Below are 19,369 nucleotides of genomic sequence, written 5' to 3' on the forward strand. Positions count from 1 at the left end.
GGTGAATCACCTCTCCTGATGGGCTGGGGTACAGGGACTCGAACCCCAATTAACTGATCCAGAGTCAGCCGTCCTACCATTGAACGATACCCCAATGTGTCGGTGTGTGTAGAAACTAAGAGTCAAAGAGGAGGAGAGGTGAATCACCTCTCCTGATGGGCTGGGGTACAGGGACTCGAACCCCAATTAACTGATCCAGAGTCAGCCGTCCTACCATTGAACGATACCCCAATCTCTTTGCCAAAGCTCTGACGCTCTTGACGTCAGTATGATACCGTAACATGGTTGCGTTGTCAAGAGGGCAAAAGGAAAAACTGGGCTTCTCAGAAAGTTTTTTGTTCTGAACCAGAAGCATCGATACAAACGTATCTTTACCAGGATGTGCCACGCGGATTTTGACGAGTGTGAACGTTCATTTTGTACGCCTATGCACAATAAAGCATAGGAGCAAGGGAGTATATGATGGTTTTTATAAAGTCGCACTTGATAGCCTGGGACCAGGGAGAGAGCCAGAAACGAGGTGGCAAGATGCAGCGTGGACCTGGTGTGCCGTGTCCACAAGAAGAAGAAATCGTGCAGCGAGCGGTAGCGGGGGAGCCATTCAGTGACGACCTGACTCATCATATTGCTCGTTGTGAGCGGTGTCAGGAGAAAGTGGCAGTGTATCAACGTTTAAATGCTAGCCTGGTGCAGAAGCTCTATAGATTTGACTGCCCCTCCAGTGAGACCCTGAGTTATTATTGTGCTGGTTTGCTGGAGAAAACGCGCGCAGACGAGACTGAAGGCCACCTCCGTGTCTGTCCTCTCTGTGCAGAAGAGGTGGAGCAGACGCACACCTTTTTGCAAGCTGAACAGTTTAAAGATTCATAGATGGCGGAGAATTGCCATAAGGATGCGCCAGGGCATACAATAAAGAGAAAGTAGAATACTGGTTCACTCTCTCTTCGGAACACCTGAGCACGCAGGGCTTGGGTGTTCCGAAGAGAGAGTTTTGAAAGGACGCGTCAATGCGAAGAAAAATCACCGTCGTAGGAGCCGGCTTTGTAGGCAGCACTCTTGTCCAGCGCCTGGCAGAGCGTGACTACGCTGATGTAGTCATGTTTGACATCGTACCTAATATGCCACAGGGAAAGGCGCTTGACATCATGCAGGCCGGACCTGTGCTTGGATTTGATACACAGGTAACTGGTACCAACGATTACGCCGATACCGTCGGTTCCGATATCGTCGTTATCACCTCTGGTTTTCCACGTAAGCCCGGAATGACGCGTGACGACCTGGTGAAAAAGAATCAGGAGATCGTCTCGCAGGTTACCGAGCAAGTGGTCAAATATTCACCCGACTGTATCATTATCTGTGTGACTAATCCTCTCGATGCCATGGCGCAGATCGCGCTCAAGGTCAGCGGTTTCCCACGTGAACGTGTGCTAGGCATGGCGGGTGTGCTGGATACCGCGCGTTTCCGCACCTTTATCGCGCAAGAAGTCGGAGCCTCGGTACGCGATGTTCAGGCCTATGTCCTGGGTGGGCATGGCGACACCATGGTTCCGCTTGCACGTATGTGTACGGTCGCGGGCGTACCTATCTCGCAGCTTATCTCGCCTGAGCGTATTGAAGAGATTGTACAACGCACCCGCGATGGTGGCGCTGAAATTGTGAAGCTGCTGGGCACGGGTAGCGCCTACTATGCTCCCTCGGCCTCCGTCTTGCAAATGGTCGACTCCATCATGCTGGATAAAAAGATGATCATGCCCTGCGCGGTCTACCTCCAGGGTGAGTACGACATTCACGATCTCTTTGTGGGTGTGCCGGCCCAAATCGGCTCAAAGGGTCTGGAGAAGGTCATTGAGATCGAGCTGAATCCCAGTGAGCGCGAACAGCTCACCAAATCGGCCGATGCCGTCAAGGAACTGGTGCATGTAATGGGCATCTAGCCTTATACGGGCATGAAAGAGCAGCGTGCGCGCTCTTACTACCTGAAGCCAGGGAAAGGCGGAGCGCGCACCGCTCGTAGAAGCGTATGTTATAATATAACAAGATTTTTTGCTTATTTGCCATTGTATTTCGCGTGTAGCACGCAATGCCAGCCTCAAACGCGACCTAGCGGGGGACAAGAAGGGGAGGCTCTTATGAGAGAACGTCAGCCACTTGCAAGTGTGAGTGTAAAGGGACAGCATGGCAATGCATATCGCATTGATCAGCCGGTGACGTTAATTGGACGCTCTTCTAAGAATGATATCCCTCTCTCAGGCGACCGACTTGTATCGCGTCGACATGCTACACTCTGCTTTGAGCAAGGGAAATATATTCTCACCGATGAGGATAGCGCGAATGGAACCTATATCAATGGGATAAAAATCGCGCCCCACCGACCCTATATCTTGCGTCACGGAGCTGAACTGCGTATCGGGAGCAATATCCTCGTGTTCGAGCTACACGATGTTGAGATGCCTCGCATAGAAGACATACCCACTGTGATACTTCCCGTGCGAGGAGTGATGGGATCTCAGGCGGATGAGGCCAGAGTGGCGCAACCAGGCGTGGCTGCCGCCTGGCAGTTGACGAGTTTCTCTCCCCGGTTGATTGGTATTGGATCATGGAACGCCTTCTTTATCTATCTTCATCGTCCGAATGCTGCGCAACAGGTGCGCCAGGATGCCTTAAGACTTTTGCACGAAATCGAGAATGATACGGAGGAGTCTGCAGATGCAGGCGAAGTACTTGTCCATCCGGATATGAATCTGACGATTGTTCCCGAAGGCGAGGGCATCTTCTTTCATCCGCGGCGCATCACGCTGAACGGGATGAAAGATTGGCAGCGGGCTACCTTTCGCTTCTATGTCAAGCCAGAGCAAGAGGCGAAGATGCGCACCTGTAGTATCGCCTTTTATGCCGGGCCACTCTTGCTTGGCCTGCTTGAGGTGCCGCTTGAGTTCGCTGGAAAAGAATTAGATACCTGGCCGCCTGCGCATGAAAATTGTATTCAGATGACGACCGAGAGCCTGAACACTGTCTACCTGGCTTATAGCCATGAGGATGAGGTCATCGCACGAGCAATTCACAAGGCGTTGAGGACTCTGGACCTTCCGTTTCTGCGGGAAGTGGAGGCGCTACGAAGAGAACAGCGGGAGGGACCAGCGTTAGAGCAGAAGCTCAAGAGCGCCTCAATCTTTCAGCTCTTCTGGTCGAGTAACGCCGCGCGTTCGGCATACATAAAACAGGAGTGGGAATCTGCCTTGCGCCTCGCGGGCGAACACGCCTTTTTGCGCCCGGTGTACTGGGAAGTGCCGCTTGTGTCCCCGCCCGAGGAGTTACACGAACTGCACTTCACCTATATCCCGGCCAATGTTTTATAATGGACGACGCTACTGGCGTACGCGTCTACTTCAGGAAGTAGACGCGTACGCCAGTAGCGTCGTCCTATCCCTCATCATCCGCATCAGCACCGCTACTAGTTTCGCGTCCCTTGCCTGCGATCACCACGATATACTCGCCTTTGAGCTTGCTCTCGGGCGTAGCTGCGATGAGAGAGGAGAGGCTGCCGCGCTCGACTTTCTCAAACATCTTTGTCAGATCGTTGGCAAGCGCGGCGGGGCGGTCGCCATAGACCTCAAGTGCATCTTTCAGAAAATCAAGCACGCGATAAGGGCTCTCATAGAAGACCAGTGTATGGGGTGAGTCTTTATCGACCTCCATAAACTTGCGGCGCCCAACAGTCTTACGAGGGGGAAAGCCGCGAAAGGTAAAGCTGTGGGTTGGCAGACCCGAGAGCACAACCGCCATAATACAGGCGGTTGGCCCTGGAATCATCGTGACCTCGAGATTGGCCTGAACGGCTCGCTGGACAAGCGTATAGCCTGGATCCGAAATGCCGGGTGTGCCCGCATCCGTCACTACTGCGACTGACTGACCCTGGCGTAGCAGGTTTTCGATGCGTTCCCCTGCGCGTTGCTCATTGAAGGCGTGGAACGCGATCTGAGGTTTGGAGATCTCGAAGTGTTTCAGCAGCATGCCGGTCTTGCGCGTATCTTCGCTGGCGACAGCATCGACTGAGCGCAAGACCTCGAGCGCACGTAGCGTAATGTCATTTAAATTTCCAATCGGAGTAGCGACCAGATAGAGCATATTAGTGTATCTTCTGTTCCTTCCTGAGTGTGGTGAGTTGCGAGAATACTTCCTGGCGCTTCACTTTCAGTGTATGTGTGCGAGGGAAATCGCTCTCAGGCCAGATGGTAAAGCCTTTGATTTGTTGATGGCTCGCCAGACGCTTGTTCGCTTGCTGAATCGCAGCCCTGGCTTTTGCCTGATCAGGCTGTTCCATGAGCAGAATGGCATGTACTTCGGGTCCACGATCCTCATTCTCAAGCCCCATGATAACAACATCCTTAAGATCTATATTGCCCTGAAAAGCGTTTTCGACATCCTCGGGATAGACATTCATCCCATTGGAGAGGACAATCAGGTTCTTTTTGCGTCCCTTGATATAGAGTCTATTCTGCTTATCAAGGAAGCCGAGATCACCTGTGCGATACCACTCGCCCTCAAAAGCAGCGGCAGTTGCCTCAGGATTATTCCAGTAGCCTTGAGTGATATTCGGGCCGCGCACCAGGATCTCGTTATCGGGAGCGATGCGTACCTCTACGCCGGGCAGAGGCTGCCCTGCCGACTCCATATGGTGGTCATGCTTGCGTGTGACGCTGACCACGGGCGAACACTCGGTCGTACCATAGCCTGGGTGAACGCGCACACCCATATTCTCCCAGCGGCTTCCTAGCGCGGGCGGCAGGTAGGCGCCACCGCTGACGAAGAAGCGGAAGTGACCACCCAGTTTCTTATGCACCGAGCCAAAGAGATAGCGGCGCAAGGAGAAGGGGAGCAGAGCCGCCACGGAGTGGAGCCGTTCCCAGATTTTCTCCTTATGCTGGCGCCGTACTTCGCGATCAATGCCATTCATAAAGAGTTGGAGCACCTGGGGGACCAGGACCATAAGCGTGATACGCTGTGAGGCGAAAAGCCTGAAGAGAGTATCAGGGGCCAGGGAGCGAGCATAGGTGACGCTGGCACCAACATAAAAGATAGCCAGGTCGATTGTCAGTTCAAACATATGTGAGAGTGGCAGAATAGAGAGCGCCCGTTCCTGTGGACGAATATCCACAACCTCCACCGCTGATAGAGCATTGGAGGTAATATTGTAGTGGCTGAGCATCACGCCTTTGGGCTGGCCAGTTGTGCCGGAGGTAAAGACGAGGGAGGCCAGGTCATCTTTTGCGATGGTGGGGAGAGCAGAGGGATCAAAAGCGGCTTGAGGAAGATTATCTATATCAATGAAGGTCAGCGGAAGCGAGGGGAGAGTTTCAAATTGTTTCTGCGTTGTCAACAAGAAACGAGCACCCGTCGCCTCGATGAGACGAGTGATAAAATCCTCTTTGCTATTGACATCGACGGGAACAACCACCATACCGAGAAGAACGGCAGCAAAATAGGCGATGAGCCAGTCGGCTCGGCTCGCCGACCAGATCATAATACGTTCGCCCTTCTGAGCCTGCTGACTCTGAAGATAGCCCGCGAACTGCTGCATGCGTTCGCGCACCTGGAGATAGGAGAGGATGGATATGGAATTACCATCGGTCGGTTCGAGGAGTACGGGTTGGTTACGGTATTGTTCAACAGCATAGTTAAACAATTGAGGAATAGTTTCCATCTCGTAGCCTTTCTGTGTACTGGCAAGAAACTGAAGTTATGCGCAACACTGCACCTGAACAATAGGCAAGGTTGAGCTATAAAAAGGAAGCAAAAATAAAATAAGACCATGCGTGTGTACAGGCACGCATTTATCAAGTGTATCATAAGATGGGCGCGAGAGATAGCCGGAAAAAGGGATGAAACCGTGGTTTTCCAATTCTGAAGGTGGTTTTCTCTCTTTTCTATAGGCCGCTCTAGCAGGCATCTGATAGAGCTACGTAAATAGTTATGTAAGGGTGGTGAAAGGCTTGTAGAGAGCAAGCATACAAGAGAGCAGGGTAAGCAGAAGGAGACATGCTATAGAATGAATCATTGTGAAATAATCTGATAAATTGTAGCGAAAATTTGTATAGGAACTCGAGCATAAGACCATACACAGAGATCGTAAAATGAATAGAAAACGTAGAGATTTTTAACTCAAAAAATATTGAATTATGCTCTGATGTGCCGATGTAAAATTTTATGCAGTAACACTATGATGAAAGTACAATATGGGTTGACTCAAATCATAAGTGTATGTTAGACTACAAGAGAGAAAGTAGTATCTAGCTAATTCCTGTCTTACGTCAATGCTCTTACGCTAAAGCCTCATGTAGATTCCATGAGTGATACAAGAATTGCTGTAGTAAAAAAATCGCGTGAGACTCGTAAGGCAATCGCTAGATCGGTTCGATTGTATGTGTTGACGTTTTACCTGGGAGAGTGAAAAGCGTTAACATGTATGGTTTAAAAAAAGGAAACGATTTCCATGCCATCCCTCGAAACTGCTAATGTAGGGAAGGCGGTTGCAGCGCGAGTAGGGACGAATATTCGAGAAGTGCGCACAAAGCTAAACATGACTCAAGCGCAGCTGGCCGCCCCCGAGTTCTCCATTTCGTATATTTCAGCGATTGAACGCGGAAAGATCCGCCCTTCGCTCAAGGCGTTGTCGATTCTTGCTCGCCGCCTTGATGTACCTCTAACCTTCTTATTAGAGGGTTCTCCTGCCGGCGCGGCAGAAGCGCGCGCGGTAGGCTACTCGCCCGCTGATACCGGCCCTGATCAGCGCGTTGACGTTGACCTGGTGCAGGCCAGTGTTCTGGTTGAGCAGGGTTCCTATCTAGAGGCCGAAGAACTCCTGGTTCCTATCCAACCCGAGCGTATCACCACAGAGCAGGTCTATCGCCTCTACCTGCTACGTGGGCAGATCCACCTGGGGTCAAGAGAGTATCAAGAAGCAGTGGTTGATCTACGCGCCGCCATCGGCCAGGGCGAGGCTATCAACGATAGCGAGTTGACCGAGCGCGCGCGCAACCTTCTAGGTAAGGCCTACTTCTTGCTGTACAACTACACGCTGGCCATGGAGAATCATCATCGCTGCTTTACAGCGATTGAGAATGGACAGATTACTGATCCCGTCTTCTCCCTAGAGGTCTTTAGCAACCTGGCCAATGACTACTTCCGCCTGGGCGACCTGGAGAAGTCGATTGAGTTCTACAATCGCGCTCTGGATATGCTCAATGCCATGAGCCGGGATAGCAAGAGCTTCGCCAGGAAGTATATTGAGATTAGCCAGCATTATAAGACGGTTGGCAAACTGGCGATGGCGCGCGAATATGCCTTGCGCAGCCTGGCCATTTATGAAATGCGCGACGAGCAGCGCCTGGTTGGTCTAACTCACCAGCGCCTGGGCAAGGCCCTGGAGAAGAAGAACGATCTGACGAGCGCGGAAAATGAGTACCGACAGGCCATCGCCATTGAGCGTGAGCTTAATGATGAGATCACCGCCTCTCTCTGTCATACCTCCCTGGCCGAGCTCCTGCTCAAGCGTGGTGAGGTCGAAGAGGCTCAGCGCGAGGCGAGCCAGGCACTTGAGTTTGCGCGCTCCAGTGAGGACGCCCAGACCCAGGGGCAGTCCTTGATTACCCTGGCGCAGATCTATCATCAGAAGAGCGATTTTGCGCAAGCCGATGCGTACTTTACGCAGGCCCTGGATTTGCTCGATGCCTCGAATGCCCATGAGATCGCGGCGAGCGCATATTTCCGCTTCGCGAACCTCCTTGAGGAGCGCGGCGAGGTTCAGCGCAGCCTGTCGGCGATTAAAAAGGCCTATGAGCATCAGCGCCTGGGTAAGCGTGGCGACCTGGAGTAAATAGGGGGGCGGATGACTGCGTCACCCCGTTGCGTTGATCACTAGATAGAGCAAATTGCATCCCTCCATATCTGATATGGAGGGATGCAATTTGTTGCGTTCCCTCACTAATCCTTGTACAATGCAAGAGGCAAGCTCTGTGATCGAAGAGGCGCGGAGCATGCAGAAGACTATTTTATGGGCATTTTGTAGGAGTTCCCCGCATGCCATTTACAGCAGACGACCTTCGGTATCGACCAGAGCAGAGCTATCCCCTTCTCTACGCCTATTTGCATCGTAATGCACAGCGCTTTCTGGGTTCACTCAAATATGATGCCTTCGAGGTGGACACGGTGGTGGGCCATGTTGTGGAGCAGCTTGTGCGTTTAGGACTCCTGGGTGGAGAAGATCGAACGCCAAAGACAGCGCTTGACAACTTAACGGATGCTCAATTCTATACCTTTCTTAGCCGAAGCGTGAGAAATAAGGCGATTGATCGTCTTCGCAAGCGCCGACTTCAGGTGAATACGGCGGCGGAGCTGGAACAATTTGAGCGAGAAGAGAGCGATGAAGATCCTCTTGAGGACGCAGTTGTTACGGCTTGGGGAACGACTCCTTTCGCTACTCCAGAAGATCTTGCCTTACACCTGGCTTCTCAGGCTCAGTTACGCAATTTACTTAAGCACTGTATCTTTGTACTCAGCGCCGCCCCCAATCAACTTCAAGCAGTCATGCAAGAACTGCATGAGATGGGTGCCGATGATCTCTTGCAGGCAGTTGTGAAGGAGCTGCATATCGATACATCGACTCCTGTGGAGACTAACCCTCATATGAGCCAGCATAAGGACCATGCACACCGTAAATTGCGTCATTGTTTGCAGCAGCAAAGTACCAATTTGACAGTACGCGTTGCGTTACGTTTGATAGAATATAAGGCATCCGCTCCAGGTAAGCAGGACAGTACATTGGCGATTCACACACTTGTCCATGATGATCTCACAGCGGAGCAGATACGTACGGCCCTGAGACAACTGGTCACAGAAGGCTTACTCGAATGGGATGGCACGGATGCCATCCATGTAACAGCCGCCCAGCTGAAGCGCCTGGCCCGCTTCTACCGTGAAGAAGAGGAATAGCAAGAGATTGAAGGCTCGAGAGGAGTAGAGAAATGGACAAGCAGTTTGATCACAACGCAATGGCCCCTGGCAGCGAAAGCCGGCTGGCCCAATGGTTATTGCAACTCCTGCGCGAGCCGAAAAGCGATGCGGGAACACCGGCAGCAGCCTCCAGGCATGGAGCGCGTCCTGGTCACAGACCTGAGGCGCTACTGGAGCTGCAAGTTGAGAGCAGCTATCACCTGCCTTTTTATCAGCAGTTGCCAGATTTTGTGCTGGCGCAACTGCGTGGCGATGAAGAGGCTACACTGCGCTATGCCACACTGCTCTACCACCTTGTTGGTTGTGCTGAATGTCATCAGGCATACCTGGAGATCTATGATGCAATGGGGGTGGCTCTCCATGGAACCGATACCTATGCCATGTATGGTCTGGGTGGAAATCGCGGCGCGGGTGTAACTCCCCAGCGGATGCTTGGTCACCTCTGTCGCACTCTTATTAGCCAGGCGGAGGCGATCTTGAAACAGGCGCGGCGTAGTCATCAGGATGATGCCGAGGCGGCGCGGGCGCTTCTCCAACTTGCCCTGCGTATGAGTGCCCGTATTGGTCAGAGCACCATTCGCCAGAGCGCCACCCAGGATCTTGTGCGTGTGGCTACCCTTGCGCAAGGACCAGCGGTCCCGCCCGGCTCCGGTGTACAGGTGTACCAGTATACTCCCACTCTCACGGGAGCTGGCGCACGCGGCAAAACGGTACGCCGGGCCGATGTGCTCAGTCGCCCCCTTGAGCAGCCAGTAATCCACTTGCAGGCCAAAGGTTTACATGGCTCAATTACCCAGCGTGAGCGTACTCTTGAGCTGCATTTGCAGCACCTCGACCCACAAACTTATGGCCAACGACTCCTCGTTACTGTCCCCCTTGGCTCCCTCATCGAGCCCGTACGCTGGCGTGGAGGCAACCCGCTCGCCATTCGTAGTGAGCAGCCCGTCGATGCCCAGGGTTCCCTGGTGATGACATTGGGCGAAACAGATCTTAACTTAAGTGATCCAGAGGAGCATAACCTGCTGGAGACACTCTTTCTCTTATTAGAAGTACGCGTAAGCGCATAGTGAGCTGAGGTACTAACTCCGTTGCTCTGGCGTAAAGGAGACGGTGCCGCTTTTGCCGCCGCTCTTCTGTGCGACATAGGCCTGCTCCAGAGTAATTGTGGTGTCGAGTCCTTTACACATATCATAGATCGTCAGGGCGGCTACAGTAACGGCGGTGAGTGCTTCAACATCGACACCTGTTTTATAGGTTGTGCGGGTGCGCCCCTCAATCGAGATACATCCCTGCTCGCTATCAAGGAGAAAATGGAGATCAATATGCGTCATTGGCAGTGGATGGCAGAGTGGAATGAGCTGTGGAGTCTGCTTGGCGGCCATGATGCCCGCGATCTTTGCGGTCTCCAGGACGCTCCCTTTCGAGACCTGGTTGTGTTCAATTAAGCGGACGGTTTCGGGCTGCATGCGTATGCGTCCCTTGGCGATGGCCTCTCGCATCGTATCGGGACGGGTGGTCACATCGACCATGTGGATATTGCCCTGTTCGTCCAGGTGTGTCAGTTGCTGTGGTTTATCGATTGGCGAAGACATAAAGCGACCTCCTTTTGTGTCCTCCAGTATAACGTACCCTTGTAGTGCTTGTCACTCTCACAAAAGAAGATTCTGGCTAGTAGGTGGTGTGGTATAGTTGTTCGCTACTGGTGTACGCGGCCACTGTACTACACCACCTACTAGCTTACTTGCCAACCTTTTGGCGGCTCTGGAAAGCGCGGCGGAAGTAGGCGAAGGCCTCGCGTTCCTTGCCATTCTCCTCAAGCAGTTGCGCGTAATGCACAGATTCATTGGCCAGTTCTTCGTGGCGTTCCAGGTGTTCAAGAATATGCAGGCCCTTGATGAAGTCTTCATCGCCCCGAGCCCGTTTCCCCTGGGCATAAGCGATGCGCCCAAGAACAATATAGGTCTCCGCACCGATGATATTGTCTTCAAATTCATCAGCGAGCGCCTTGCTCTTCTGGGCAAAGGCGTAAGCCTGCTCATAGTCTTGCTGGGCAAAGTACCAGGAGGCATTAGTAATGTAGAGGCTTGCGAGCGAGAGTGGGTCGAGCGCGCGGAGGCGTTCTTCTTGTTGAAGCACATTGTCCAGAAATGAGCGAGCCTGCTCTGAATCGTTTTTGAGTATTGCTTGGCCCAGATAGTAGTACACTTCGCTTCTCAGTTGAGCAAGTTGGGCCTGGTTTGTGAGATAGAGGCTCTTAAAAGCGTAAAGAGTAGCAAGATCATACTCTTTACTGATGCTGTGATGGCGAATGATATCGAGGTAGGCTCCATGATTCTGAGAGGAGTTGATCTCAGGGCCGATGGCATCAAGGGCTTTACGGAAGGCGTCAATGGCTAGATCCAGGTTCTCTTGCTGGGTGTAATATTGTCCTATCTGCATGTGTAACTGTGTTGCAAAGAAGGGATCAACGGGAATGGGTGAGGTTTCCAGGACGTTGAGGCAACGTTGAAAGGAGAGGAGCGCCTGGCTGTAGTTACGCATGACATTGTAGGCGAGAGCAAGCAGGTAGAGTATGCGTAGCGTCAAGTAATGATCGTTGAGTTCTTTGGCGATTTGCAAGGCTTCATTAAATACATACTCGGCTTGCTGGAATTGAGCATTTTTGAAGTGTGACCAGCCTGTAAGGAACCGATGGCGCAAGAACTGGGGACGTTTGAGGCGTTTTAAGGGAATACGATTGAGTTGTGCGAGTGCATGAGCGGTATTTCCTTCATGCAAAGAGACATTGATCTCTATAAATGCGAGATCGATTTCTTCTTCTTCCCGTTCTGGGAGTGGAAAGAGACTATTCGCACGATCCTCTGCCTGAGATCGGTTAGGCAGAAGTTGTGTAGAAGAGAGGCCAAGGCGAGTCGCCAGGATCTCCAGGGCGCGCAAAGAAGGGTGGATTTGTCCACGCTCAATGGCTGAGATGTAGCTGACAGAAAAATCAGGAGCTGCGAGCTGGCTCTGCGTCAAGTGTTGCGCAATGCGAGCGGTTCGCAATTTTTCTCCTACCGATTTTCCAATTTTGCTTGACGTTTGTTCAGGGGACATAGTTGCCTCCTACATAGTTCTTGCAAATTTTATCCATAAATACACAAAAGGTACTTTCAAATATATTGTAAAGTACAATTATGTTTTCTGTCAATACGCTAATGCAATAAATATTGTAAAGATAAATTGTAAAGTCAGGCTTGTGTTACAAGTAAAGTCGCTTTGCGAACAAACACGTCTATCAACATGCTATAATGATTCCTAAGAGAGAGCGAACGTATATCTTTAAATGCCGCTGAAACCTGTACATTAGAAACGTACAGGAGTAATCGAGCAGCGATATAGAGCAAATCTGAAGTAGGACGTAGCTGGCTGAAGCCGAATATGCTCTCATCCCTCGCAGCGACAGATTTCAGGTTTATTGTGTAGGTTGTAGAAAAAATCGTTCTAACTTGTAGAGTAAACGACCTCCAGCAGTATTTTTGGTGTTAGAAATATATAGCACAAGTGGGGATGACGCATTTTCAAGAACAGCGAGATGCTATAAAATAAGCTAGATGCGTAGTTGAGTAGGCAAGTCAAAGAAAAAAGAGAGTTTAAAAAAATATGTTCCGTTTTTTGACCGCAGGTGAGTCGCATGGTCCCTGTCTGACGATTGTTGTTGAAGGATTGCCCGCTGGATTGCAGGTAGAGAAGGCGCTGGTAGACGCTGATTTGCGCAGGCGCCAGGGAGGCTATGGCCGGGGTGGACGCATGAAGATCGAGAAGGATGAGATCCGCTTCCTCTCCGGTGTGCGTCATGGAAAGACCCTCGGCTCGCCCATTACCATGCAGATCGAGAATCGTGACTGGGTGAACTGGGAAGAGCGCATGAATGCCGCTCCTGTCGAGGCTGAGATGGAGACAGTCACGCGTGTGCGTCCAGGGCATGCCGACTTTACTGGGGCGATCAAATATGGGCAGGATGATGTACGTAATATTATTGAGCGTTCTAGTTCACGAGAGACAGCCTCGCGCGTCGCCATTGGTGGACTCTGCCGCCAGTTTCTAGCACAGTTTGGTATTGAGATCCATAGCCATGTCCTCTCCGTCGTCAATATTGGCTACGAAGAAGAGCGCGCGCTGACACCTGAAGGCTACTCTCCCGAGATGTGGGAGGCGGTTGAAGCCTCGCCAATGCGCTGCGCGAGCCCAGAACTGACCGAGAAGATGATCGCGCGTATTCTGGAGGCCAAGCGCGCAGGCGATACCTGTGGTGGTGTATTTGAGGTTGTCGCCTTCGGAGTACCCATTGGCCTGGGAAGCTACAGCCAGTGGGATCGCCGCTTGAGCACTCGCATCGGCATGGCCCTGATGAGCATTCCCTCGACCAAGGGCGTTGAAATTGGCGCGGGCTTTGGCGCGACGCGTAAGACTGGCTCTCAGGTCCATGACGTCTTGCGCCGCTCGTCTGAGGGAGCCTGGTCGCACCTGACGAATAACGCGGGTGGCATTGAGGGTGGTATCTCCAATGGAGAGCCCATCGTTGCCCGCGTCGGCGTCAAGCCCATTCCTAGCCTGGCGCATCCGTTGCCCTCGGTCGACCTGGCAACCGGCGAGAACATCGATCAGAGCCGCTACGAGCGCAGTGATGTCTGTGTCGTTCCCGCGGCTGGCGTTGTCGGCGAGGCTATGCTGACCGCTGTCCTGACCGAGGCCATGCTGGAGAAGTATGGTGGCGACAGCATGGAGGAAATGCTGCGCCATTATCGGGCCTAGAAACGTTTATATTACTAGAGGTATCGCCACAATTACCCACAACATTGCAAAATAGTGTGTAAGAATGATACATTCCTATAAATGCGTATACTGCTCTGCGAAAGTTGATGGGAACGGTGGGGAGTGCAGAGGGGCGTCAGCCCCTCTGCACTCAAATTCCCTGCCGCCGCAGGCGGCAAAAAGCCTTTCTGATAAAGATTGACAGAGCAATAGCATACATGCTGTAAAGAAAAAGGCAGTCGTGGACGCTGTCTGCACATTTGAGGACATAAATGAACATAAGCCACGGTATTCGCCGTATCACGCAATTGTTCCTGGTCTTGTTTCTAGCTATGAGCGCAGGCCTGGTCTACTGGCAGGTCGCGGTCGCCGACCAGGTGACCTCCAACCCGCGCAATTTGCGTAGCTGTATGAGTACCAGCGTGCCACAGCGCGGACGCATTTTCGATCGCAACGGCGTCCTATTGGCCGACTCACAGCCGGACCCACAGGCCTGTGGTGGCTTCGTACGCCATTACTACGAACCCTCGCTCGCGGGCTTGATTGGTTACTATCCCGGGCCATACTTCCTGGCCACGGGACTGGAAGCCAAATTTGACGACTATCTCTCCGGGCGTGTCGGCATGACGTCATTAGATAACCAGGTAAATAAGACGCTGCACCGCTCGCCCGTGGGCGACGATATCTATCTCACGATAGATGTGCGTATCCAGCGCATTTTGGTGCAGCACTTTAATCAGCAAGCCCCCGTTGATAACGTCAACTCTTTTGCCTCGGATCGTGGCTCGGCCATGGTCATGGACCCCCATACAGGTGAGGTCCTGGCCATATATAGTAGCCCGGGCTATGATCCCAACAAAATGGCGCAGACGCTCACTCATGCCAGCCTCTCCTACTACAACCAGATGGTCAATGATCCAGAGCGGCCCCTGGTCTTCCGTCCCACCCAGGGCCAGTATGTACCAGGTTCAACCTATAAGGCCATGACCCTGATGGCGGGTATCGACTCGGGAGCGACCTCCCTGGAGCAGACTTACGATCCAAAGTTTACGATGGGACCAGTCACGCTGGGTCAGCACCTCTTTACACCTGCGGTAAGTAACATTAATGGTTTTACGAATCCTAACGCGCATGTCTCGACGAATTATGGCTTCTCGCACTCAGACAATATCCTCTTTGCCAAAATCGGCGACGATATGGGTGTTGATTCCTGGTTGGCGTACAACAAGAAGTTCATGGTGGGCGAGAAGATCCCCTTTGAATTGCCCGTCGCTGTCAGCCGGGTGACCAAAACCGATGGGACGCTCGACGAGAACACCCTGGTTGACAATGCCTTTGGTCAGGGCGTCGACTTTGTGACCCCTTTCCAGATGGCGATGATCGACAATATCGCAGCCAATGATGGGCAACTGATGCAGCCCACCGTCTTGAGCAAGGTCGCCACGCGTGATAAGGCGCCGGTCAAGACCTTCTCACCTCAGACGCTAGGCGATGCCCAGATCAAGCAGTCAACGGCCATTGCTACGCGCCAAGCCATGTTTGGTGTGGTACAGTGTGGCTCTGGCAATAATGATTTCGTTCACGGTGCTATGCTATCGACTTCGCCCTGGAATATCATCGGCAAAACTGGTACTGCCGAGCTTGGTGGTGGACAGCCTGCCCATGGCTGGCTGATCACCCAGGCTCCCTATGATTGGCAGCAATCTGATAAAATGCCGGCTCTGACAATTGTGGCCATGAAAGAGAATGGTGGTGAGGGCGCGAACGCTGTTGGCCCCATGATCACCAACACCTATAACGACATCTTTAACCAGCATCTGGTGAAGGTAGATCTGCCGCCCGCGGCGCCGTCAATCACCGGGTCGACCATGAACTACTGTCATAATATTGCGCATCTGTTGTAATAAGCTAAGAGACCATACAAATAGAGAGCAGAGGCTTTCAGTTTCGGCTGAAAGCCTCTGCTCTCTATTTGCAATATTTTCTGGTGCCCTGCGGTGTCTTGGCTAGGGCAAGAGTTGGATTTAAGGCTACTGCTTATCCTGTGTGAGCTGCTTCAAGCAATCATCACAGTAACCAGAGGCCAGCAGGTCAAGGGTAACCTCGTGGAAGCCATACATGTGTGCCAGTTTCTCGTGTAGATCTCCCAGGAGAGCCGTATCCAGGTGAATGGTATGTTGACACTGGCGACAGACGAGGTGGTGGTGATGAATATGGTCCTGGACCGCCTCATAATAGAGCTGTCCGCCTGGTAAGTGGGCGGAGCGAATCAAGCCCAATTTTTGCAATAGTTCCAGTGTGCGATAGATTGTTGAGAGACTGACATAGGGATTGCGCTCCTGGACTCGCTGGGCTATCTCCTCGACGCGTAGATGGGCATCGGCATCCTGAATCACACTCAAAATCATATGACGTTGAGGCGTGAGGCGATAGCCACGTTTACGCAACAGTTCGTTGCCCATACGAACATAATGATGCATAGCAGTTCCCTTACCTGACTGGACTGGATTGAAATTATACTTTGAGCCTATCCTAGCACCCCACACATAAAGCGTCAATGTAGGTATAGTGAGTGTCAGGGCTTTCCATCTCCTGGTTCGGCTCGCTACGCTCCCCTCGGGGTAAGGGGGTGTGGATGGAAAACGGCAAAGCCGTTTTCCATCCACACCCCCTTACCCCTGAGCGCCGTAGGCGCGAAAGGTCAGCGAAAAGTATATGCAGAACAGAAAAAGGCCACCGTTTATTCTCATAATAGAAGCTGAAGGAAACGCTAAAAGCAGGTATTCTTAACACCAACAAAGCGTTGATATGCATGCTAGATAGAGAGGAATATATGATACACTGGGAGCACAGATACCTTCTGGGAACCATGATCTTTACTGTCGCGGGCGACGTAGTACGTGACTTTGATGATGAGTACGAGGCTTGGCGCTGGCTGGAGCAAGAGGGCTGGGGCCTGGCCGCGATTGAGCCGCCAGATCCCGTGCGTCCGGGAGCCTGCAAATACTATTTTCGTCGCCGTGTACGAGAGCAGAGCCAGCAGACACGCGCAACTGCGGAATATGAAGCTTTCGATAGCAGATATGCAGAGAAACAGGAGCGCCGCTGGCGCTACTAGAACATTATACGAAAACCACGAGCGGCGCGATATGTAGACGCGTGCTTTAGCAGCGCGCCTACATATCACAGCGCAGCTCAATGATTCGGCATCTTGCTCTGGTTCTCATTTATAAGAGTGGAGAGAGACGTGAGTACGCAGCGTGATTTGTGGCGTTCGGAGCTGGATCCAGAGCGCATCGTACAAATGACAGTCAATCACTGGCAGGAGATGGAGCACCATGAGCGCGAAGATGTCCTGGCAGTAGAGGAGCCCTTTGAGGTCCGGATCAATGGCGAGAGCCTGGCCGTAATTATGCGTACTCCTGGGCATGATAAAGAACTGGCTCTGGGTTTTCTCTTTAGCGAAGGTATACTCTCCACCATTGATGATATTGAAGGCATTGAAAGCGCAGTAGATAGCGATGGCTTGCCACTGGAGAACGTCATCAATGTGCGTCTACGCCAGCCAGGTAATGCCGCAAGTGAGACCAGTTGTGATCTGCCAGGTGGCGTAAGTTTTGAACGCCATTTCGCCGTCTCATCTAGCTGTGGTCTCTGTGGAAAGAACAGCATCGCCTCGCTGCTGCAAGACGCTCCACCTCTAGAGCAAGACACCCTGCAAGTTTCTGCCAAGACGTTATATATGCTCGCGCAACGTCTGCGCGAGCAACAGGCGGTATTTAGTCATACGGGAGGTTTGCATGCCGCTGGCCTCTTCTCGCTTCGTGGCGAACTCCAGCTCTTGCGCGAAGATATTGGACGGCATAATGCGGTAGACAAGTTGATCGGACATGGATTCTTACATAAAGGCTTGCCGTATCGCGAGAACCTCCTCCTGGTCAGCGGTCGCACCTCATTTGAAATAATCCAGAAAGCCCTCCAGGCGCGTATCCCCTATGTGATAGCCATCTCAGCCCCCTCAAGCCTGGCTGTTGACCTGGCCGAAAAGAGTAACATGACGCTGGTAGGCTTCTTGCGCGGCCACTCTATGAATATTTACACGCATCCAGAGCGCATTACTCTATAGTTAGGGGCTGCTTGCGAGCGTATGAGGGGTGGGGTATAATCCTGCCATGCAGAACGACACAATTGCCGCTATTGCCACCCCTCAAGGGGTGGGTGGTGTTGGTATTATTCGCGTAAGTGGGAGCGATGCTTTTAGCCTGGTTGCGCCCTTGTTGCGCAGGCCATCCAGGGAAGATATTCCACCTGTGCCACCAACACATCAGCTTACATATAGAGTAATTATAGATCCAGCGACCCAGGAAATTCTAGACGAGGTCCTGGTCGCCTTTATGCGTGCCCCGCACACGTACACCTGTGAGGATGTCGTCGAGATTCAAGGACATGGTGGTCCATTGATCCTCAGACGTATCCTGCGGGCCGTACTGGCTCAGGGTGCGCGCATGGCCAACCCTGGTGAGTTCACCTTACGCGCCTTTCTCAATGGGCGACTGGACCTGGCCCAGGCTGAAGCCGTGATGGACCTGATTGGCTCACAGACTGAAGTGGGGCAACGCCTCGCTATGCAGCAACTACGTGGCAAGCTCTCAGACCAGGTGGAGCAGGCGCGTACCTCTATGCTTGGAGCCATCGCGCGCATCGAGGCCAGTATTGATTTTCCGGAAGATGATATTCCTACTCCACAGGCCGAAGAGTTGCTCCCTTTTATCGAAGAAGCGCAACGGCAAATCGCCAGGTTGCTGGCTGGCTCTGAGCAGGGACGACTCTATCGCCAGGGGCTGCGCACCGCTATTATCGGTCGTCCCAATGTGGGAAAATCGAGTCTGCTCAATGCGTTGCTACGGATTGAACGCGCCATCGTGACCCCCATTGCCGGTACAACGCGTGACACCGTAGAAGAGATTGCGAACTTACGCGGTATTCCCCTCCACCTGATCGACACGGCGGGCATTACGCCTACCCAGGACCCTGTAGAGCAGCTTGGAGTCCAGCGGAGTCGCCTGGCCGCAGAAACTGCGGACGTCATCCTGCATGTTTTTGATGGTGCGACCGCTTTAACTGAGCAGGATTGGCAGGTGGCTCAAGAGCTGCGAGCCATGGGCTATGGTGAAAAGCGCGAGGGACAGGCAACCAGGCGTCCGGTAGTCGTTGTCATTAACAAGGCTGATTGTGAGCAGGTAATTGATGTCGCCGCCATCCAGTCGCTCTGGCAGGGTGCCTCCCTGGTGCAGACCTCCACACTGACGGGGGAGGGGCTGGAGACGCTAGAGAATGCGCTGGCCGAACTGGTGCAAGCTGGTAACGTGAGTGGCAATGAGAGCGTTCTCATCACCAGTGCACGCCATCAGGAGGCGTTGCGCAGGGGCGCGGAACACCTGAACGCCGCTATCCTTTCTTTAGGTCAGGAAGTGCCACTGGACTTTGTCTCCATCGATTTAAGAGCTGCCTATGATGCCCTGGGCGAAGTCACAGGCGAGACGGCCAGTGAAGACCTGCTAGATCG

General features: G+C 52.6%; 16 protein-coding genes and 2 tRNA genes (1 of these 18 only partly in view). 11 read left to right on the top strand and 7 right to left on the bottom strand.

The features are described from left to right. Positions 1-23 precede the first annotated feature (23 nt). Positions 24-94, bottom strand: a tRNA-Gln gene (locus JMJ04_RS12165). A 66-nt stretch (positions 95-160) separates the two neighbouring features. After that, a tRNA-Gln gene (locus tag JMJ04_RS12170) sits at positions 161-231 on the bottom strand. A gap of 228 nt (positions 232-459) precedes the next feature. Between JMJ04_RS12170 and JMJ04_RS12175 the strand changes: the two genes are divergently transcribed. From JMJ04_RS12175 to JMJ04_RS12185, 3 genes are all read left to right on the top strand, one after another. Then, the gene (locus JMJ04_RS12175) at positions 460-870 is read left to right on the top strand and encodes a hypothetical protein (protein WP_201370754.1); all 411 of its coding nucleotides are present in this window, start codon (positions 460-462) and stop codon (positions 868-870) included. 137 nt (positions 871-1,007) lie between these two features. Further along, on the top strand, positions 1,008-1,934 hold the full coding sequence (gene mdh / locus JMJ04_RS12180; protein ID WP_201370755.1) for a malate dehydrogenase: 927 nt from the start codon (positions 1,008-1,010) through the stop codon (positions 1,932-1,934). A 195-nt stretch (positions 1,935-2,129) separates the two neighbouring features. Next, positions 2,130-3,356 carry an FHA domain-containing protein gene (locus JMJ04_RS12185; protein ID WP_201370756.1) on the top strand — a complete coding sequence of 409 codons (1,227 nt, stop codon included), beginning with the start codon at positions 2,130-2,132 and terminating at the stop codon, positions 3,354-3,356. A gap of 64 nt (positions 3,357-3,420) precedes the next feature. On the opposite strand, the gene rsmI is transcribed toward JMJ04_RS12185, so the two are convergent. Next, on the bottom strand, positions 3,421-4,125 hold the full coding sequence (rsmI, locus tag JMJ04_RS12190) for a 16S rRNA (cytidine(1402)-2'-O)-methyltransferase (RefSeq protein ID WP_201370757.1): 705 nt from the start codon (positions 4,123-4,125) through the stop codon (positions 3,421-3,423). Position 4,126: 1 nt separating this feature from the next. Then, positions 4,127-5,701 carry an AMP-dependent synthetase/ligase gene (locus JMJ04_RS12195; protein ID WP_201370758.1) on the bottom strand — a complete coding sequence of 525 codons (1,575 nt, stop codon included), beginning with the start codon at positions 5,699-5,701 and terminating at the stop codon, positions 4,127-4,129. A 789-nt stretch (positions 5,702-6,490) separates the two neighbouring features. Between JMJ04_RS12195 and JMJ04_RS12200 the strand changes: the two genes are divergently transcribed. The 3 genes from JMJ04_RS12200 to JMJ04_RS12210 all read left to right on the top strand — a co-directional run bounded on the left by JMJ04_RS12200 (position 6,491) and on the right by JMJ04_RS12210 (position 10,076). Beyond that, positions 6,491-7,873, top strand: a complete 1,383-nt coding sequence (locus tag JMJ04_RS12200) for a helix-turn-helix domain-containing protein (protein WP_201370759.1) — start codon at positions 6,491-6,493, stop codon at positions 7,871-7,873. 203 nt (positions 7,874-8,076) lie between these two features. Next, complete coding sequence (locus JMJ04_RS12205; RefSeq protein ID WP_201370760.1) at positions 8,077-8,988, top strand: hypothetical protein; 912 nt, start codon at positions 8,077-8,079, stop codon at positions 8,986-8,988. Positions 8,989-9,020: 32 nt separating this feature from the next. Continuing rightward, positions 9,021-10,076, top strand: a complete 1,056-nt coding sequence (locus tag JMJ04_RS12210) for a hypothetical protein (protein WP_201370761.1) — start codon at positions 9,021-9,023, stop codon at positions 10,074-10,076. 12 nt (positions 10,077-10,088) lie between these two features. Here the strand turns inward: JMJ04_RS12210 and moaC are convergent, their stop codons facing one another. Continuing rightward, complete coding sequence (gene moaC / locus JMJ04_RS12215) at positions 10,089-10,601, bottom strand: cyclic pyranopterin monophosphate synthase MoaC (RefSeq protein WP_007907906.1); 513 nt, start codon at positions 10,599-10,601, stop codon at positions 10,089-10,091. A 145-nt stretch (positions 10,602-10,746) separates the two neighbouring features. Continuing rightward, positions 10,747-12,105, bottom strand: coding sequence for a helix-turn-helix domain-containing protein (locus tag JMJ04_RS12220; protein WP_201370762.1), 1,359 nt, complete (start codon positions 12,103-12,105; stop codon positions 10,747-10,749). A gap of 546 nt (positions 12,106-12,651) precedes the next feature. Here JMJ04_RS12220 and aroC point away from each other — a divergent pair. Next, positions 12,652-13,803 carry a chorismate synthase gene (gene aroC / locus JMJ04_RS12225; RefSeq protein ID WP_201370763.1) on the top strand — a complete coding sequence of 384 codons (1,152 nt, stop codon included), beginning with the start codon at positions 12,652-12,654 and terminating at the stop codon, positions 13,801-13,803. A gap of 272 nt (positions 13,804-14,075) precedes the next feature. Further along, a complete protein-coding gene (locus JMJ04_RS12230) occupies positions 14,076-15,707 on the top strand; it encodes a penicillin-binding transpeptidase domain-containing protein (protein ID WP_201370764.1) in 1,632 nt (543 codons plus the stop codon). A 126-nt stretch (positions 15,708-15,833) separates the two neighbouring features. Here the strand turns inward: JMJ04_RS12230 and JMJ04_RS12235 are convergent, their stop codons facing one another. Further along, the gene (locus tag JMJ04_RS12235) at positions 15,834-16,283 is read right to left on the bottom strand and encodes a Fur family transcriptional regulator (RefSeq protein ID WP_201370765.1); all 450 of its coding nucleotides are present in this window, start codon (positions 16,281-16,283) and stop codon (positions 15,834-15,836) included. A gap of 353 nt (positions 16,284-16,636) precedes the next feature. Between JMJ04_RS12235 and JMJ04_RS12240 the strand changes: the two genes are divergently transcribed. The 3 genes from JMJ04_RS12240 to mnmE all read left to right on the top strand — a co-directional run. After that, complete coding sequence (locus JMJ04_RS12240) at positions 16,637-16,921, top strand: hypothetical protein (protein ID WP_201370766.1); 285 nt, start codon at positions 16,637-16,639, stop codon at positions 16,919-16,921. A gap of 129 nt (positions 16,922-17,050) precedes the next feature. Beyond that, positions 17,051-17,929, top strand: a complete 879-nt coding sequence (fdhD, locus tag JMJ04_RS12245) for a formate dehydrogenase accessory sulfurtransferase FdhD (protein WP_201370767.1) — start codon at positions 17,051-17,053, stop codon at positions 17,927-17,929. 46 nt (positions 17,930-17,975) lie between these two features. Then, positions 17,976-19,369, top strand: partial view of a tRNA uridine-5-carboxymethylaminomethyl(34) synthesis GTPase MnmE gene (gene mnmE / locus JMJ04_RS12250; protein WP_201370768.1) — the 5' portion only. Its footprint extends 31 nt past the window's final position; 1,394 of the gene's 1,425 nt are visible here — the first part of the coding sequence; the start codon lies at positions 17,976-17,978; its stop codon lies beyond the right edge, outside the window.

It is taken from the genome of Ktedonobacter robiniae (assembly GCF_016587375.1).
Lineage (GTDB): Bacteria > Chloroflexota > Ktedonobacteria > Ktedonobacterales > Ktedonobacteraceae > Ktedonobacter > Ktedonobacter robiniae.

What these genes read in the sequence shown, in the direction of transcription:
- JMJ04_RS12175 (WP_201370754.1), top strand. Translation starts at nt 460, where the DNA reads ATGATGGTTTTTATAAAGTCGCACTTGATAGCCTGGGACCAGGGAGAG.
- mdh (WP_201370755.1), top strand. Translation starts at nt 1,008, where the DNA reads ATGCGAAGAAAAATCACCGTCGTAGGAGCCGGCTTTGTAGGCAGCACT.
- JMJ04_RS12185 (WP_201370756.1), top strand. Translation starts at nt 2,130, where the DNA reads ATGAGAGAACGTCAGCCACTTGCAAGTGTGAGTGTAAAGGGACAGCAT.
- rsmI (WP_201370757.1), bottom strand. Translation starts at nt 4,125, where the DNA reads ATGCTCTATCTGGTCGCTACTCCGATTGGAAATTTAAATGACATTACG.
- JMJ04_RS12195 (WP_201370758.1), bottom strand. Translation starts at nt 5,701, where the DNA reads ATGGAAACTATTCCTCAATTGTTTAACTATGCTGTTGAACAATACCGT.
- JMJ04_RS12200 (WP_201370759.1), top strand. Translation starts at nt 6,491, where the DNA reads ATGCCATCCCTCGAAACTGCTAATGTAGGGAAGGCGGTTGCAGCGCGA.
- JMJ04_RS12205 (WP_201370760.1), top strand. Translation starts at nt 8,077, where the DNA reads ATGCCATTTACAGCAGACGACCTTCGGTATCGACCAGAGCAGAGCTAT.
- JMJ04_RS12210 (WP_201370761.1), top strand. Translation starts at nt 9,021, where the DNA reads ATGGACAAGCAGTTTGATCACAACGCAATGGCCCCTGGCAGCGAAAGC.
- moaC (WP_007907906.1), bottom strand. Translation starts at nt 10,601, where the DNA reads ATGTCTTCGCCAATCGATAAACCACAGCAACTGACACACCTGGACGAA.
- JMJ04_RS12220 (WP_201370762.1), bottom strand. Translation starts at nt 12,105, where the DNA reads ATGTCCCCTGAACAAACGTCAAGCAAAATTGGAAAATCGGTAGGAGAA.
- aroC (WP_201370763.1), top strand. Translation starts at nt 12,652, where the DNA reads ATGTTCCGTTTTTTGACCGCAGGTGAGTCGCATGGTCCCTGTCTGACG.
- JMJ04_RS12230 (WP_201370764.1), top strand. Translation starts at nt 14,076, where the DNA reads ATGAACATAAGCCACGGTATTCGCCGTATCACGCAATTGTTCCTGGTC.
- JMJ04_RS12235 (WP_201370765.1), bottom strand. Translation starts at nt 16,283, where the DNA reads ATGCATCATTATGTTCGTATGGGCAACGAACTGTTGCGTAAACGTGGC.
- JMJ04_RS12240 (WP_201370766.1), top strand. Translation starts at nt 16,637, where the DNA reads ATGATACACTGGGAGCACAGATACCTTCTGGGAACCATGATCTTTACT.